This window comes from Bacillus sp. FSL L8-0152, from assembly GCF_038006365.1.
Lineage (GTDB): Bacteria > Bacillota > Bacilli > Bacillales > Bacillaceae_G > Bacillus_A > Bacillus_A cereus.
Window position 1 is genome coordinate 5,403,637 of sequence record NZ_JBBOVB010000001.1, and the last position, 14,954, is coordinate 5,418,590.

Consider the following 14,954-nt stretch of genomic DNA (forward strand, 5'->3'; position numbering starts at 1 on the left):
CATTTATTAATAGGACTATGCACATTATTTTCTATTTAAAAACCAAAAATGATAAAATCTTTCGACTTGTTCACGCTTTCATTATACAACGAAAGGAAACCGTCTAAAAGACTAGACGGTTTCCAAAACGGAATTTTATTCTTACGCTTTACCGTTAGAACCGAACTCACGCATTTTACCAGCAACAGTTGCTTTAATAGCGTCGCGGCCAGGTCCAATAAATTTACGAGGATCGTAAACTTCTTGGTCTTTGTTTAATACTTCACGAACAGCTTTTGTAAACTCGATTTGGTTCTCAGTGTTTACGTTGATTTTTGAAGTACCTAAAGAGATAGCTTTTACGATATCAGCAGTTGGGATACCAGTACCACCGTGTAATACTAAAGGTACGCCAGTGAAGTCACGAACTTGTTCCATTTCAGCGAATCCTAAGTTAGGCTCACCTTTGTAAGGACCGTGTACAGAACCTAAAGCTGGAGCTAGGCAATCGATACCTGTTGCTTCAACAAGGTGCTTACACTCTGCTGGGTCAGCGTAAATTACGCCTTCAGCGATTACGTCGTCTTCTTGTCCGCCAACTGTTCCAAGCTCAGCTTCAACAGATACGTTACGAGCGTGTGCGTATTCTACTACTTGTTTAGTAGTTTCAACGTTTTCTTCGAATGGGTGGTGAGAAGCGTCGATCATTACAGATGTGAAACCTGCATCGATTGCTTCTTTACATTTTTCGAAGCTTGAACCATGGTCAAGGTGAATCGCTACAGGAACAGTGATGTTCATTTCTTCGATTAAAGCTTTAACCATAGCTACAACTGTTTTGAAACCAGTCATATGACGAGCTGCACCCTCAGATACACCTAGGATTACAGGAGATTTTTCTTCTTCCGCAGCAGCTAAGATAGCTTGAGTCCACTCTAAGTTGTTCATGTTGAATTGACCAACTGCGTATTTTCCTTCTAGTGCTTTGTTTAGCATTTCTTTCATAGAAACTAAAGGCATGGTGAATCCTCCTAAAAAACGTTTTTTGTATCCGATAAGTTCTTATCGCTGGTAGTATGACCAGAATAAGGTAAAATATGTATATCTACATACCGGACTTTTTTCTACACTCAATAGGATAACAACTTGTACTCAAAAACTCAACCGTATTCACCTGCACAATAGTCCATGTAAACGCTTTTTTCCATATTTTTTATAAAAAATTCATTTTTACGCCTCTACAGCGAGCTCATTTCTCACAGCTTGACGAATTTCATCAATATCAAATGGTTTAGCAAAATGCATTAAAGCTCCTAAATCTTTTGCTTCTTGGATCATATCAAGCTCTCCATAAGCAGTCATTAAAATGACTTTAATACTCTCATCAATTTCTTTTACATGCTTTAAAATCTCTATACCATCCATGCCTGGAATTTTCATATCTAACACTACTAAATCTGGATTATCTTTTTTCACGATATCTAAAGCTTGAAATCCATTCGCTGCTTGGAATGTCTGATAACCTTCTTTTTGGAACACTTCATGTAATAACACACGAATCCCATATTGATCATCGACAATTAAAATTTTACCTTCCATAATTCCCAACCTTTCTGTGTAAGTACAAGATTTAAAGCTTCTTATATCTTAACGATTTATTTTCGCTATTCTTTGGCAAATTCCTTCCTATTCTTTCTTATTTTACCGTTTCCTATTTTGTTATGCTACCCTACGATTTCACCTTTCTAAAAAAATAAACTATAATGAAAGCCGGCAAGCACGTACGAAGGGAGTAATATTATGTTAAAAATTTTTTCAACTCAATTAAGTGGTTATTTCTCCAAAATTTCTCAAAAAGAAGAAATGAATATAGAAGATAGCGCTCGTTTACTTGCTCAAGCACTAGTTGGCGATGGTTTCATTTATTTATATGGTACAAATGAAATGGAGGGCGTTGTTGCCGAAGCACTATTCGGTGCTGAACCAATGAAGCAAGCAAAACGCTTATTTGAAAATGGTAAAGAAGCAGAAGTAACCTCTGCGGATCGTGTACTTCTTATTAGCCGTTTTTCAACAGATGAAGCGGTTGTAGAAATTGCAAAAAAACTACAAGAAGAGGGACACTCTATTGTCGGCATTTCTGCTCTTCAAGAAGGTACGGAATCACTGGAACAATATACAGACGTACATATTGATACAAAACTATTAAAAGGTCTTATTCCAGACGATGAAGGTAATCGCTACGGGTTCCCAAGCTTAATAGTAGCTTTATTTGCTTATCACGGAATCAAATTTACAATTGATGAAATGTTAAATGAATATTAAAAAAAGCGCCTTATTTCAGGCGCTTTTTTTATTACTTGCTCTCTTTATTCGTAATAGAAGCTCTTACGAAGTCATGGAACAATGGTTGTGGACGGTTTGGACGAGAAACAAGTTCTGGGTGGAACTGTGCTGCCACGAACCAAGGGTGGTCTTTTAATTCAATGATTTCAACTAGACGGCCGTCTGGGCTTGTACCAGAGAATACAAATCCTTCTTTTTCCATATCCGGACGGAACTGATTGTTGAACTCATAACGATGACGATGACGCTCATATACAACCGGCTCATTATAAGCATTGTAAGCATTTGTTTCTTCAGCAAGCTTACATGGGTATAGACCAAGACGAAGTGTACCACCTAAGTCCTCTACATCTTTTTGTTCTGGTAATAAGTCAATGATTGCATATGGCGTATCAGGATTGATCTCAGAAGAGTTAGCACCTTCTAAACCTAATACATTACGTGCGAATTCGATTGATGCAAGTTGCATACCTAAGCAAATTCCTAAGAATGGAACTTTGTTTTCACGAGCATATTGAATCGCAACGATTTTACCTTCTACACCACGATCGCCGAAGCCACCTGGTACAAGGATACCATCTGTGTCTCCTACTAATTCTTGTACATTTTCTGCTGTTACGTGCTCAGCATTTACCCATTTTACTTCTACATCTGTGTCGAATGAGTAACCAGCATGACGAAGTGCTTCTACAACAGAAATATATGCATCTTGAAGTTCTACATATTTACCAACAAGAGCGATTTTTGTTTTCTTAGAAAGATTACGTACTTTGTTAACTAGCGCAGTCCACTCTGTCATATCTGCAGCTGGATTGTCTAATTTTAAGTGATCACAAACGATTTGGTCCATGTTTTGTTCTTGAAGAGATAATGGAACCGCATATAAAGTATCTGCATCGCGAGCTTCGATAACTGCTTTTGTATCGATATCACAGAATAATGCAAGCTTGTCTTTCATATCTTGAGAAACAGGCATTTCTGTACGAACAACGATAATGTTTGGTTGAATACCTAAGCTACGAAGTTCTTTAACACTATGTTGCGTTGGTTTTGTTTTCATTTCACCCGCTGCTTTTAAGTACGGGATTAACGTACAGTGAATGTACATTACATTGTCACGACCGATGTCGCTCTTAATTTGACGGATTGCTTCTAAGAATGGTAGAGACTCGATGTCACCAACAGTTCCACCGATTTCTGTAATAACAACATCCGCATTTGTTTCACGACCAGAACGATATACGCGTTCTTTAATTTCGTTAGTGATGTGAGGAATAACTTGAACCGTTCCTCCTAAATATTCACCGCGACGCTCTTTTTGAAGAACTGAAGAGTAAATTTTACCTGTTGTTACGTTGCTGTATTTGTTTAAGTTAATGTCGATAAAACGCTCATAGTGACCAAGGTCTAAGTCAGTTTCTGCGCCATCATCTGTTACGAATACCTCACCGTGTTGATATGGGCTCATAGTCCCTGGGTCTACGTTAATGTATGGATCAAACTTTTGAATCGTTACGTTTAAACCACGATTTTTTAAAAGTCTTCCAAGAGATGCTGCTGTAATACCTTTTCCTAAAGACGATACTACACCGCCTGTTACAAAAATATACTTAGTCATGAAAAAGCTCCCTTCTATTTTGCTGTTATATAATCACCGTTGCAAAGCGCAACGTATGTAGATAACACTGTATCCATCTTATTGTTAGACTCTTTTTATTTTCTAAACAAAAAACAAAAAAGAAAATTGCTCCCCTCATCACATAAAGTAATAAGTAGGGAGCAATTTTCTTTTATATTTACACTTTAAAAGTATTATCGTCCTTTTTTAAAGAGCCCAAAAATGATTCTACATGGACGATAATGAAAAGTCAAGAACTACAGTTCTTCCTCTTCTTCTTCTTCAGTTTCATCATACTCAAGTTCTTCTTCAGCGAAGTCGTCGTCTTCATCTTCTTCTAAATCATCAAGATCGTCGTCATCTCCGTCTTCATCTTCAAGAACCTTGTCCAAATCTTCTACATCATCTTCGTCGTCTGCATTTCCGTCTGCATCGTCAAAGTCATCTTCATCTTCTTCAATGTAGTCGTCAAAACCGTCTTCCTCAACTTTACGTTTCTTCTTCGGTTTTGGCTGCGGTAAGATTTCTTCATCAATTTGCTCATATGGGTACCAGCTGCGTAGTCCCCAACGATTTTCTCCTAAATTAATGAAACGTCCATCGATGTTTAAGTCTGTATAAAATTGTGCGAGTTTCGCATTAACTTGCTCTTGAGATAGTCCCAGCACTTGAGCGATTTCTTGAACCAACTCGTTGAATGTCGTTGCTTGTTTTTTATCCCCTAAAACGCTATGTACAACTTCAATCATTGAACATTCTTTTAGCTCTTCTGGTGAATATTGCTTAAAATCCACTTATGCGGCACTTCCTTTCATCAAATATAACCTTATATATAACGGCCTGCTTAAAAAAATCCATACTATTCATTATAAACAAAAGTCGCACAAATATGCTACAAAAAAAACGGGAAACTTTTATATGGTAATAAAATTAATAATTTGTCTGTCCCTTATTTCGGAAGCATATGGGCCCCTTGCAATACATACCTAATTTGCATTTCTGTATATTCTTCGAGCGTATACAGTTTTTGCAGCGCCCAGCGTCTAAATCCCCACATCTGTCCTTGTATAAAAATATTATGGGCAAGAAGCTGTATTTCTTTTTTATTTAATGTAAATGTTCCATTTTCCGTACACTGTTCTAAAATATTCTCGAACATTCCTACCATTTGAAACTCCTTTTCTAATACATACGGAAGTGATTCTTTTGGTAAAAAGCGTACCTCTTGATACATTATCAATACTTCTTCCTGCAATTCGTCCATCACTTTAAAGTAATTCGTTATTGCTATCTTTAAACTTTCTATACTCCCTTTTTCTGTACACACTACTTCCTCTAATCGTTCTTTTACATGTTCATATATACTATCACAAACTAAATACAACACATCATCTTTTGTACGAATGTACTCATAAAGTGTCCCTATACTAAATCCAGCCGCTTTTGCAATTTCTCTCGTTGTTGTACGCGGAAATCCTTTTTGTTTAAACAGTTGCACCGCACCTTTAATCATTTGTTCACGTCTTAACGCAACTAATTTTTCATCTTTCACCGATGCATGTACATTATGTTTAACCATTCCCTTCACCTCTCTCTATTATTTTTTGGAAGGAAAAAGCGTAGGAAAATACCTACGCTTTCGTCCCTACTTCGTTAACATACGAGAAATTACAAGCCTCTGAATCTCTTGTGTTCCTTCGTATATTTGTGTAATCTTTGCATCTCGCATATAACGCTCTACTGGATAATCTTTCGTATAACCGTAACCACCAAATACTTGCACCGCTTCAGTCGTCACCTTCATCGCTGTATCCCCTGCAAATACTTTTGACATCGCTGATTCTTTTCCATACGGAAGCCCTTCTGATTCAAGCCAAGCCGCTTGATATGTTAAAAGGCGTGCCGCTTCTACATCTGTTGCCATATCCGCAAGTTTAAAGCCAATCCCTTGCTGCGCCGCAATTGGTTTTCCAAATTGATGGCGCTCCCTTGCATATTCTACAGAAGCATCTAAAGCCCCTTGTGCAATACCAACAGCTTGCGCCGCAATACCGTTACGACCTCCATCTAATGTTTGCATCGCAACTTTAAATCCTTGCCCCTCTTCTCCAAGTAGATTCTCTACCGGAATACGGCAATCTTCAAACATAATTTCAGTCGTTGGTGAAGAGCGAATCCCTAGCTTGCTCTCCTTCTTCCCAACTGAAAATCCCGGTGTATCACTTTCTACAATAAATGCACTCGTACCGCGCTGCTTCGATTCAGGATCAGTTAGCGCAAAAACAACATAAATATCAGCAATACCGCCATTTGTAATGAAAATTTTTGATCCATTTAAAATATAATGGTCGCCATCTCTTTTTGCGATTGTCTTCATTCCACCAGCATCCGATCCAGATCCTGGCTCCGTTAAGCCGTATGCACCAATTTTCTTCCCTTCAGCCATCGGTCGTAAAAACTTTTGCTTTTGTTCTTCTGTCCCAAATTTAAAAATTGGCCATCCCGCAAGTGAAGTATGCGCAGATAGTGTTACACCTGTTGAAGCACAAACTCGAGATAATTCTTCAATCGCAATTACATACGCTAAGTAATCGCTTCCAATTCCGCCGTACTCTTCGGGCCATGGAATACCGGTTAAACCAAGCTCTGCCATTTGATCAAATAACTCTCGATCAAATCGCTCTTCCTCATCACGCTCAGCTGCTGTTGGTGCTACTTCATTTTTAGCAAAATCTCGAACCATTTTTCTTATCATTTCATGTTCTTCTGATAGTTTAAAATGCATCTCCGTCTCCCCCTCGCCCTTTTATAAAGCACGGCTAATAACAAGTTTCTGTATTTCACTTGTTCCTTCATATATTTGCGTGATCTTCGCATCACGGAAAAATCGTTCTACTGGATATTCTTTCGTATAACCGTAACCACCAAATACTTGCACCGCCTCAATCGCGACTTCAACCGCTGTCTTAGAAGCAAATAATTTCGCAATAGATGCTTCTTTACCGCATGGTAATCCTTGTGCCCTAAGAGACGCCGCTCTATATACGAGTAACCTTGCTGCTTCGACACTTGTTGCCATATCTGCAAGCTTGAAGCCAATCCCTTGCTGCGCCGCAATTGGTTTCCCAAATTGTTCTCGTTCTTTTGCATAATCAATCGCACATGCAAGCGCCGCTTCAGCAATTCCTAACGCCTGTGCACCGATTCCAATTCGCCCAACATCTAAATTCGCCATCGCCACCTTGAATCCTTGTCCTTCTTCCCCAAGTAAATTCTCCGCTGGCACTTTCATATCTTCAAAAGTAAGTTGTACTGTACGAGAACCGAGGAGCCCCATCTTATGTTCATCTTTTCCGATGATTAAACCAGGTGTATCTTTCTCTACTATAAATGCAGAAATACCACTTTTCCCTGCCTCTGGATTTGTAGAAGCGAATACAATGTATGTACTTGCTTCACCACCATTTGTAATAAACACTTTCGATCCATTAATAATATAATGATTGCCTTTTTTGACAGCTCTTGATTTCAAACTCCCTGCATCTGATCCTGCATTTGGCTCTGTTAAAGCAAATGCGCCTAAATATTCCCCGGTTGCAAGTTTAGAAACATATTTTTTCTTCTGTTCTTCTGTTCCGAAATATAAAATCGGATTCATTCCAACTGACGTATGTACAGCTAAAATTACACCAACTGTTGCACTTACCTTTGAGATTTCCTCAATGGCTAGAATATAAGAAATAAAATCCATTTCTGCCCCGCCGTATTTTGCAGGCGCTGGAATACCCATTAATCCAAGCTCACCCATCTTTTGCAAAATCTCTTTCGGGAACACCCCTTGTTCCATACTAGGAACAAAGGGAGCAATTTCCTTCTGTGCAAAATCCCGAACCATTTTCCTCATCATTTGCTGCTCTTCATTAAAACGAAAGTTCATATATTCCGCCTCCATTTGCTATATATCCTTTAAATAATTTGGTAAGACCACTATTTTGTAACAAAAGGGGCATTTATTCGTAAACGTAGAATCCACGACCTGTTTTACGCCCTAACCATCCTGCATTTACATACTTACGTAATAACGGACATGGGCGATATTTACTATCTCCTAATCCTTCATGCAACACTTCCATAATGTATAAACACGTATCTAAACCGATAAAATCAGCGAGTGTCAAAGGCCCCATCGGATGGTTCATACCAAGCTTCATGACCTCATCAATTGCTTCTTTCGTCGCTACACCTTCGTATAACGTATAAATTGCTTCGTTAATCATCGGTAGCAAAATGCGGTTTGATACAAAACCTGGGAAATCATTTACTTCAACTGGCACTTTCCCAATTTTTTTCGTAATATCTTCAATTGCTTCATATACTGCATCATCTGTAGCCAAACCACGAATAATCTCAACAAGCTTCATAACTGGAACTGGATTCATAAAGTGCATGCCGATTACTTTTTCCGGACGCTTCGTTACCGCTGCAATTTCTGTAATTGGCAGAGATGACGTATTTGTCGCTAAAATTGCGTGTTCTGGAGCAATTTCATCTAGATTCGCAAAGATTTTCTTTTTAATATCCATTTTCTCAACAGCTGCTTCAATAATAAGATCCGCTTCTTTCACACAATCTAAATCAAGCGTTACTGTAAGACGATTTAATGTCGCTTCCTTCTCTTCTTCCTTCATGCGTCCTTTTTCTACTTGGCGCGCTAAGTTTTTCGTAATGATAGCCAATCCTCTATCTAATTGCTCTTGTTTTAAATCTTGTACCTTCACGTCATATCCTGCCATTGCACATACTTGTGCAATTCCTGATCCCATTTGCCCTGCACCAATTACAACAATGTTTTGTACACCCATTTTTTCTTCCCCCTTAATTGTTAATAAATTTTATACCCTCGAACTTTAATTAGTGAACTTCAATCATCACTGCGTCCCCTTGACCGCCACCGCTACAAATCGATGCAATTCCAATTCCGCCGCCGCGCTGCTTAAGTGCATGGATTAGCGTAACGATAATGCGCGCTCCGCTTGCTCCAATTGGATGGCCCATCGCTACCGCGCCGCCATTTACATTCAATTTTTCTGGATCAATTCCTGCGATTTCTGTACTTGCAATTGCTACCGCTGCAAATGCTTCATTAATCTCGAATAAATCGATGTCTTCAATTGTCTTGCCTGTTTTTTCAAGCAATGCGTTAATTGCATAACCTGGCGTTCTTGGGAAATCTTTAGATTCCACTGCAATTGCTGTATGCGCCAAAATTGTCGCTAATGGCTTTCTTCCTTCTTGCTTCGCTCTGTCTTCGCTCATTAACACAAGTGCGGCACCACCATCGTTTAGTCCTGGCGCATTACCAGCTGTCACTGCCGCTGTCTTATCAAATACAGGTTTTAACTTTGCTAACTTTTCAATCGTTGTATCTTCACGTGGCGCCTCATCCTTTGCAACGACAATAGGATCGCCTTTTCTTTGCGGGATCGTTACTGGCACGATCTCCTCTTCAAAACGTCCTTCTTTATGCGCTGAAACCGCACGCTGATGGCTACGATATGCCCATTCATCTTGTGCTTCGCGAGAAATTCCATCTTCCTTCGCAACTTCTCCGCCATAAACACCCATGTGTGTACCTGAAAATGCGCATGTTAAACCGTCAGCAACGTTTAAATCAATAACTTCGTTGTTGCCCATTCTGTATCCCCATCTTGCTCCGCGTAAAATGTAAGGACTGTTACTCATCGACTCCATACCGCCAGCTACAATCAGTGATTGATCGCCAGTACGAATAATTTGATCCGCTAACGTAACCGCACGAAGTCCTGATGCACAAACTTTATTCACTGTTTCCGTCTGCACTTCCCAAGGGATTCCAGCAGCCCTTGCAGCTTGACGCGATGGAATTTGCCCCTGTCCCCCCTGAATAACCGTTCCAAATATAACTTCTTCAACATCACTAGCCGCAACATTTGCTCTTTCAAGCGCTGCTTTAATTGCAATTCCTCCAAGTTCCGTCGCTTTTACATCTTTTAAAGATCCTCCAAATTTTCCAACTGGTGTTCTTGCAGCACTTAAAATAACTGTTTTACTCATGTTTCTTTCCCCCATTTCATTTTTTAACACTGAGCGCTCGCTCGGTATCCCTACGTTGAGAAGAGGTGCAATCATTGCACCTCTTTCTAAAGTTGTATACATTCTTATAAACTACATCGCTTCTTTTTTCTGTCCGATAACAGATCGTTCTAAAATCTCTGTCACATCAAGAGTTTGAACTTTCTCTTCTACCTCTTTCGCTTTCGTTCCATCACTGATCATCGTTAAGCAATATGGACAACCTGTACCGATAATGGATGGCTGTACAGCTAATGCTTGTTCTGTACGAGCAACGTTAATACGAGAACCTGTTGTTTCTTCCATCCACATTAAGCCACCACCTGCGCCACAGCACATTCCAGTTTCACGGTTACGTGCCATTTCTACAAGATTCACTCCAGGAATCGCTTTCAAAATGTCACGTGGCGCTTCGTACACTTCGTTGTATCTTCCTAAATAACAGGAATCATGGTACGTAACTGTTTCTTCAATAGCGTGAACGGGCTTTAAGCGCCCTTCTTTCACCCACTGAGCTAACAATTCTGTATGATGATAGACTTCTGCTTGCAAGCCAAAGTCCGGATACTCATTTTTAAATGTGTTATAAGCATGAGGATCAATCGTAACGATTTTCTTCACTCCTGCCTTTTCAAATTCTTCGATATTCTTTGTCGCCATCTCTTGGAATACAAATTCATTTCCAAGGCGGCGTGGTGTATCTCCAGAATTCTTTTCTTTATTACCGAGAATTGCGAATGAAATGCCTGCTTCGTTCATTAACTTCGCAAACGATATCGCAATCTTCTGACTACGATTGTCGTATGATCCCATTGAACCAACCCAGAATAAATACTCGAATTCCTCCCCAGCTTTTGATTTTTCTTTTACAGTTGGAACTGTTACTTCGTCATCACCTTGGCGCCATGTTTCACGCTCTTTACGGTTCAGACCCCACGGATTCCCTTGACGCTCGATATTTGTCATCGCGCGTTGTGCTTCCGCGTCCATTTTTCCTTCTGTTAAAACGAGATATCGACGTAAATCAATAATTTTGTCAACATGCTCATTCATAACTGGACATTGATCTTCACAGTTACGACACGTTGTACATGCCCAAATCTCTTCTTCTGTAATAACATCTCCGATTAAACTCGGATCGTAAGCGAGAGTTGTAGCCGCTGATTCTTGTTGTCCTTTTCCAGCCGCCATCATCGCTAACTGATTTCCTTGTGTATTATTGAAGGCAACTACTGGAACCCACGGTGCTTTTGATGTTACCGCAGCTCCTTTATCAGTTAAATGATCACGAAGTTTTAAAATTAAGTCCATCGGCGATAACATTTTTCCTGTTCCTGTTGCCGGACACATATTTGTACAACGACCACACTCTACACAAGCGTATAAGTCAATAAGTTGATTTTGTCTAAAGTCTTCAATTTTACCAACACCAAATGTTTCTTGCGTTTCATCTTCAAAATCAATCTTTTCAAGCTTCCCTGGGTTTGAAAGACGACCGAAGAATACATTAGCTGGTCCCGCAATTAAATGCGCATGTTTTGATTGTGGAACATAGACTAAAAACGTTAACAAAATTAGTAAATGCACCCACCAAGAAAAATAGAACACTGAAATGGCTACGGTTTCATTTATCCCGCTAAAAACGTAAGCGATTGCAGAAGCGATTGGTTCACTCCATGAAAGCTCCTCGCCATGCCATATAAGTCCCATACCGTTACCAAGTAGCACAGAAATCATTAAGCCACCGATAAAGATAAGAACAAGACCTGATTTGAAGTTACGTTTTAAACGAACAAGCTTTTCTACATAACGTCTATGAAAAGCCCAAAATACTGCAATTAAAATAACAAGTGTGACAATTTCCTGGAAGAATGTAAATGCAGGGTATAGTGGTCCAAGTGGAAGATGTGATCCTGGTGCGAGTCCTTTCCAAACGAAGTCAATTGCTCCAAATTGGACAAGAATAAATCCGTAAAAGAACATAACGTGAATGATGCCGCTTTTCTTATCTTTCAGCAGCTTTTTCTGACCGAAAACATTGACCTTAAGGAGATCCCAACGCTCTTTAAAACGACGGTCAAATTCAATTTTTTTTCCTAATTGTATGTAGGCCATTCTCGTCCGTATAAGATATACAAACAAATATCCTGCATAAGCAATAACAGCAATGGCAGCCAGCCAATTAATGATCAGTAAGCTATTCATTTTTATGCTACCCCTCTCTTTGTAAGCCCTCTTTCTTTTTTGAATCTTCAAAAATATATAATTTTCTGAATTATATCCCCTATCCCCATTATATAATGAGTGAGCATTCAGTCAACAGTTTTTTGTTATAGAACAACACATTTTTTCATAAAGCTGTTTATTTCGGTGAAACTATAAAGTGAAACTTTAATCAGTAGGGGTGGTTCATCCCCCACTGATTATTAGTTGAACCAATCGGGATTTTACGGGCAGTTGATTTCCAAACTAACTTCTACTTATTCATCAGTTTTTGAAGTAGGAAGCTTACTGCCCGTTAAAGCGGGGTAAAGTGAAACTTTAATCAGTGCAACATACTATCATCTGATGAAATTTATAATAACAGCCGTGCTACCCGTATCATTTGTAACACACTGAAGGTGAAAAGAATGCGAAGGAGGGAATTCACTGATGCTCTACTTATCTCTTTTGTTAATATCCGTTGCTCTTTGGATTACAATTGATCTTTCATACGGGAGATTTCTTCATTTAAAACGGGTAAGCTCTCGCACTTTCCCTTTACGTCAAAGTGATTTTCACCTTTATACATACGGGAAAGATTTGTATGACGCTTTATTTACTGATATAAAACAAGCACAGCACCACATTCATATTTTATTCTTCATTGTAAAAAACGATAAAATCAGTCGTGAATTTTTAAATTTGCTGATTGATAAGGCTCAGGAAGGAATTGAAGTACGACTTTTACTTGATCGATTTGGCAGCCATTCTTTATCAAACGAAGCTATTCGCTCCCTCCGAAAACATGGTGTATCTTTTTCATTTTGTCATAAGGTAAAATTTCCTCTGCTTTTCTTTTCTGCCAATCAAAGAAACCATAGAAAAATTACAGTGATTGATGGGAAAATTGGCTATATCGGGGGATTTAATATCGGCGAAGAGTATCTGGGGCATAATGAATATTTAGGATTATGGCGAGACTATCATTTACGTCTTACAGGAGAAGGGGTTCAAGATTTACAAAAGCAATTTTTGCATGACTGGTTTGATGATACGAAACAGAATTTATTGGATGCTTCTCTTTATTTTCCAAAACAAAACCTAGGTACCATACTGCATCAATTTATTCCGACTGATGGTGCTTATTTACAGCATACTTTTTTACATTTAATTAACGGCGCAAAAAAAGAAATCTGTATCGGTACACCATATTTCATTCCTGGAAAAAAAATTATGAATGCCTTATTAAAAGCAAGAGAAAGAGGGGTTCAAATCACAATTCTTGTTCCAGAAAAAGCTGATCACCCTCTCGTTCGAGAAGCAAAATTCCCGTACTGCCGAAAATTAATACAGGCTGGTTGCAATATTTATGCATTTCAACAAGGTTTTTTTCACGCCAAAATTATTATAGTGGATGATGATATTTGTGATATCGGAACAGCAAACTTTGATATGAGAAGTTTATATATTAACCATGAAATAAACTGCCTGTTATATAGTAAACATTTCGTTCAAACAGTAAAAAATAAATTCCATGAAGACCTAAAGAATGCATCCATACTTTCCTATAGCGATGTAAACCCAACTTCTCTTATCGATAGAGGAAAGGAATGGATTGGAACAATGCTTGCTTTCTTTTTATAGGAAAGACAATGAATAAAAGAGGTGTATCTTATATGATTATGCGGTTTGGATATGTCTCACATGCAATGGCACTCTGGGACTGTTCTCCTGCCAAAACAATGACGTTTACAAGCTTTAAAAAACTCAGCAAGCAAGAGCGAGAAGACAAACTGTACCATGTTATAAGGCAAAATTTAGAGCACACAATACGTATCCTACATTACAATATAGCGCATGAAATCCCACTATATCGCCTATCGTCTTCAATCGTCCCACTTGCAACACATCCCGAAGTCGAGTTTGACTATATTGGGGTATTCACACCACTTTGGCGTAAAATAGGAGCTTTAATTAAAGAACACAATTTACGAATAAGTTTTCATCCAAATCAATTTACGCTATTTACAAGCGACAAGCCACATATTACTACTAACGCTATTACGGATATGACTTATCATTATAAAGTATTAGATGCTATAGGCATTGCAGATTCCTCTTACATTAATATTCATGTAGGTGGAGCCTATGGAAATAAAGAAAAGGCAATCGAGCGCTTCCATGAAAACATAAAAAAACTTCCTGCACATATAAAAAAACAAATGACTCTTGAAAACGATGATAAAACATATACAACTTCTGAAACTTTATCAATTTGCCAAAAAGAAAATATCCCATTTGTATTTGATTATCATCATCATATGGCCAATCTTTGCGAGGAACCACTAGAAGAGTTGCTTCCTGCAATTTTTGAAACTTGGTCACATACAAATATCTCTCCTAAAGTTCACATTTCCTCTCCGAGATCGGAAAAAGAATTTAGGGCTCATGCTGAATATATCGATTTAGAGTTTATCAAGCCCTTCTTACACGTTGCAAAAAAAAACAATCATAATTTCGATATTATGATTGAAAGTAAACAAAAAGACTTAGCACTATTCCAATTAATAGATGAACTTTCTGCTATAAGAGGAATTAAAAGAATAAGTGGTGCAAAGTTACAGTGGTAAATTGTAACTTTGCACCATTTTTTCAAAAAAGTAATTTTTATAGTAAAAAACATCCTATTTTATATGCT

Annotated in this window: 13 protein-coding genes; 3 read left to right on the forward strand and 10 right to left on the reverse strand. The window is 38.5% G+C overall.

The window, feature by feature from the left end:
* Positions 1-141: 141 nt before the first annotated feature.
* Together MHH27_RS27540 and spo0F are read right to left on the reverse strand one after the other, a co-directional pair.
* The gene (locus tag MHH27_RS27540) at positions 142-999 is read right to left on the reverse strand and encodes a class II fructose-bisphosphate aldolase (protein WP_001131856.1); all 858 of its coding nucleotides are present in this window, start codon (positions 997-999) and stop codon (positions 142-144) included.
* 210 nt (positions 1,000-1,209) lie between these two features.
* Complete coding sequence (gene spo0F / locus MHH27_RS27545) at positions 1,210-1,578, reverse strand: sporulation initiation phosphotransferase Spo0F (protein WP_000398594.1); 369 nt, start codon at positions 1,576-1,578, stop codon at positions 1,210-1,212.
* 201 nt (positions 1,579-1,779) lie between these two features.
* Here spo0F and MHH27_RS27550 point away from each other — a divergent pair, with 201 nt between their 5' ends.
* Complete coding sequence (locus MHH27_RS27550; protein WP_097920061.1) at positions 1,780-2,304, forward strand: DUF2529 domain-containing protein; 525 nt, start codon at positions 1,780-1,782, stop codon at positions 2,302-2,304.
* Between the two features lie 31 nt (positions 2,305-2,335).
* On the opposite strand, the gene pyrG is transcribed toward MHH27_RS27550, so the two are convergent.
* The 8 genes from pyrG to MHH27_RS27590 form a co-directional block, all read right to left on the reverse strand.
* Positions 2,336-3,943, reverse strand: coding sequence for a CTP synthase (gene pyrG, locus MHH27_RS27555; RefSeq protein WP_000170461.1), 1,608 nt, complete (start codon positions 3,941-3,943; stop codon positions 2,336-2,338).
* A 257-nt stretch (positions 3,944-4,200) separates the two neighbouring features.
* Positions 4,201-4,737 carry a DNA-directed RNA polymerase subunit delta gene (gene rpoE, locus MHH27_RS27560; RefSeq protein ID WP_069356559.1) on the reverse strand — a complete coding sequence of 179 codons (537 nt, stop codon included), beginning with the start codon at positions 4,735-4,737 and terminating at the stop codon, positions 4,201-4,203.
* Positions 4,738-4,892: 155 nt separating this feature from the next.
* Positions 4,893-5,522, reverse strand: a complete 630-nt coding sequence (locus MHH27_RS27565; protein WP_000238599.1) for a TetR/AcrR family transcriptional regulator — start codon at positions 5,520-5,522, stop codon at positions 4,893-4,895.
* A gap of 66 nt (positions 5,523-5,588) precedes the next feature.
* Positions 5,589-6,728 (reverse strand): acyl-CoA dehydrogenase AcdA, encoded by a 1,140-nt coding sequence (gene acdA / locus MHH27_RS27570; RefSeq protein ID WP_000545543.1) that lies wholly within the window; start codon positions 6,726-6,728, stop codon positions 5,589-5,591.
* A gap of 21 nt (positions 6,729-6,749) precedes the next feature.
* The gene (locus tag MHH27_RS27575; protein WP_090978285.1) at positions 6,750-7,880 is read right to left on the reverse strand and encodes an acyl-CoA dehydrogenase; all 1,131 of its coding nucleotides are present in this window, start codon (positions 7,878-7,880) and stop codon (positions 6,750-6,752) included.
* 73 nt (positions 7,881-7,953) lie between these two features.
* Complete coding sequence (locus MHH27_RS27580) at positions 7,954-8,805, reverse strand: 3-hydroxybutyryl-CoA dehydrogenase (protein WP_000538874.1); 852 nt, start codon at positions 8,803-8,805, stop codon at positions 7,954-7,956.
* A 49-nt stretch (positions 8,806-8,854) separates the two neighbouring features.
* Positions 8,855-10,138 carry an acetyl-CoA C-acetyltransferase gene (locus MHH27_RS27585; RefSeq protein WP_025118040.1) on the reverse strand — a complete coding sequence of 428 codons (1,284 nt, stop codon included), beginning with the start codon at positions 10,136-10,138 and terminating at the stop codon, positions 8,855-8,857.
* A 9-nt stretch (positions 10,139-10,147) separates the two neighbouring features.
* On the reverse strand, positions 10,148-12,259 hold the full coding sequence (locus MHH27_RS27590) for a heterodisulfide reductase-related iron-sulfur binding cluster (protein ID WP_001086772.1): 2,112 nt from the start codon (positions 12,257-12,259) through the stop codon (positions 10,148-10,150).
* A gap of 447 nt (positions 12,260-12,706) precedes the next feature.
* Here MHH27_RS27590 and cls point away from each other — a divergent pair, with 447 nt between their 5' ends.
* On the forward strand, positions 12,707-13,900 hold the full coding sequence (gene cls / locus MHH27_RS27595) for a cardiolipin synthase (protein ID WP_090978289.1): 1,194 nt from the start codon (positions 12,707-12,709) through the stop codon (positions 13,898-13,900).
* 32 nt (positions 13,901-13,932) lie between these two features.
* Complete coding sequence (gene uvsE, locus MHH27_RS27600; RefSeq protein WP_100910598.1) at positions 13,933-14,886, forward strand: UV DNA damage repair endonuclease UvsE; 954 nt, start codon at positions 13,933-13,935, stop codon at positions 14,884-14,886.
* The last annotated feature ends 68 nt before the right edge of the window (positions 14,887-14,954 follow it).

Coding starts and splice junctions, on each gene's coding strand:
- MHH27_RS27575 (WP_090978285.1), bottom strand. CDS start 7,880: ATGAACTTTCGTTTTAATGAAGAGCAGCAAATGATGAGGAAAATGGTT.
- MHH27_RS27580 (WP_000538874.1), bottom strand. CDS start 8,805: ATGGGTGTACAAAACATTGTTGTAATTGGTGCAGGGCAAATGGGATCA.
- MHH27_RS27550 (WP_097920061.1), top strand. CDS start 1,780: ATGTTAAAAATTTTTTCAACTCAATTAAGTGGTTATTTCTCCAAAATT.
- cls (WP_090978289.1), top strand. CDS start 12,707: ATGCTCTACTTATCTCTTTTGTTAATATCCGTTGCTCTTTGGATTACA.
- uvsE (WP_100910598.1), top strand. CDS start 13,933: ATGATTATGCGGTTTGGATATGTCTCACATGCAATGGCACTCTGGGAC.
- MHH27_RS27585 (WP_025118040.1), bottom strand. CDS start 10,138: ATGTATACAACTTTAGAAAGAGGTGCAATGATTGCACCTCTTCTCAAC.
- acdA (WP_000545543.1), bottom strand. CDS start 6,728: ATGCATTTTAAACTATCAGAAGAACATGAAATGATAAGAAAAATGGTT.
- MHH27_RS27590 (WP_001086772.1), bottom strand. CDS start 12,259: ATGAATAGCTTACTGATCATTAATTGGCTGGCTGCCATTGCTGTTATT.
- MHH27_RS27540 (WP_001131856.1), bottom strand. CDS start 999: ATGCCTTTAGTTTCTATGAAAGAAATGCTAAACAAAGCACTAGAAGGA.
- MHH27_RS27565 (WP_000238599.1), bottom strand. CDS start 5,522: ATGGTTAAACATAATGTACATGCATCGGTGAAAGATGAAAAATTAGTT.
- spo0F (WP_000398594.1), bottom strand. CDS start 1,578: ATGGAAGGTAAAATTTTAATTGTCGATGATCAATATGGGATTCGTGTG.
- pyrG (WP_000170461.1), bottom strand. CDS start 3,943: ATGACTAAGTATATTTTTGTAACAGGCGGTGTAGTATCGTCTTTAGGA.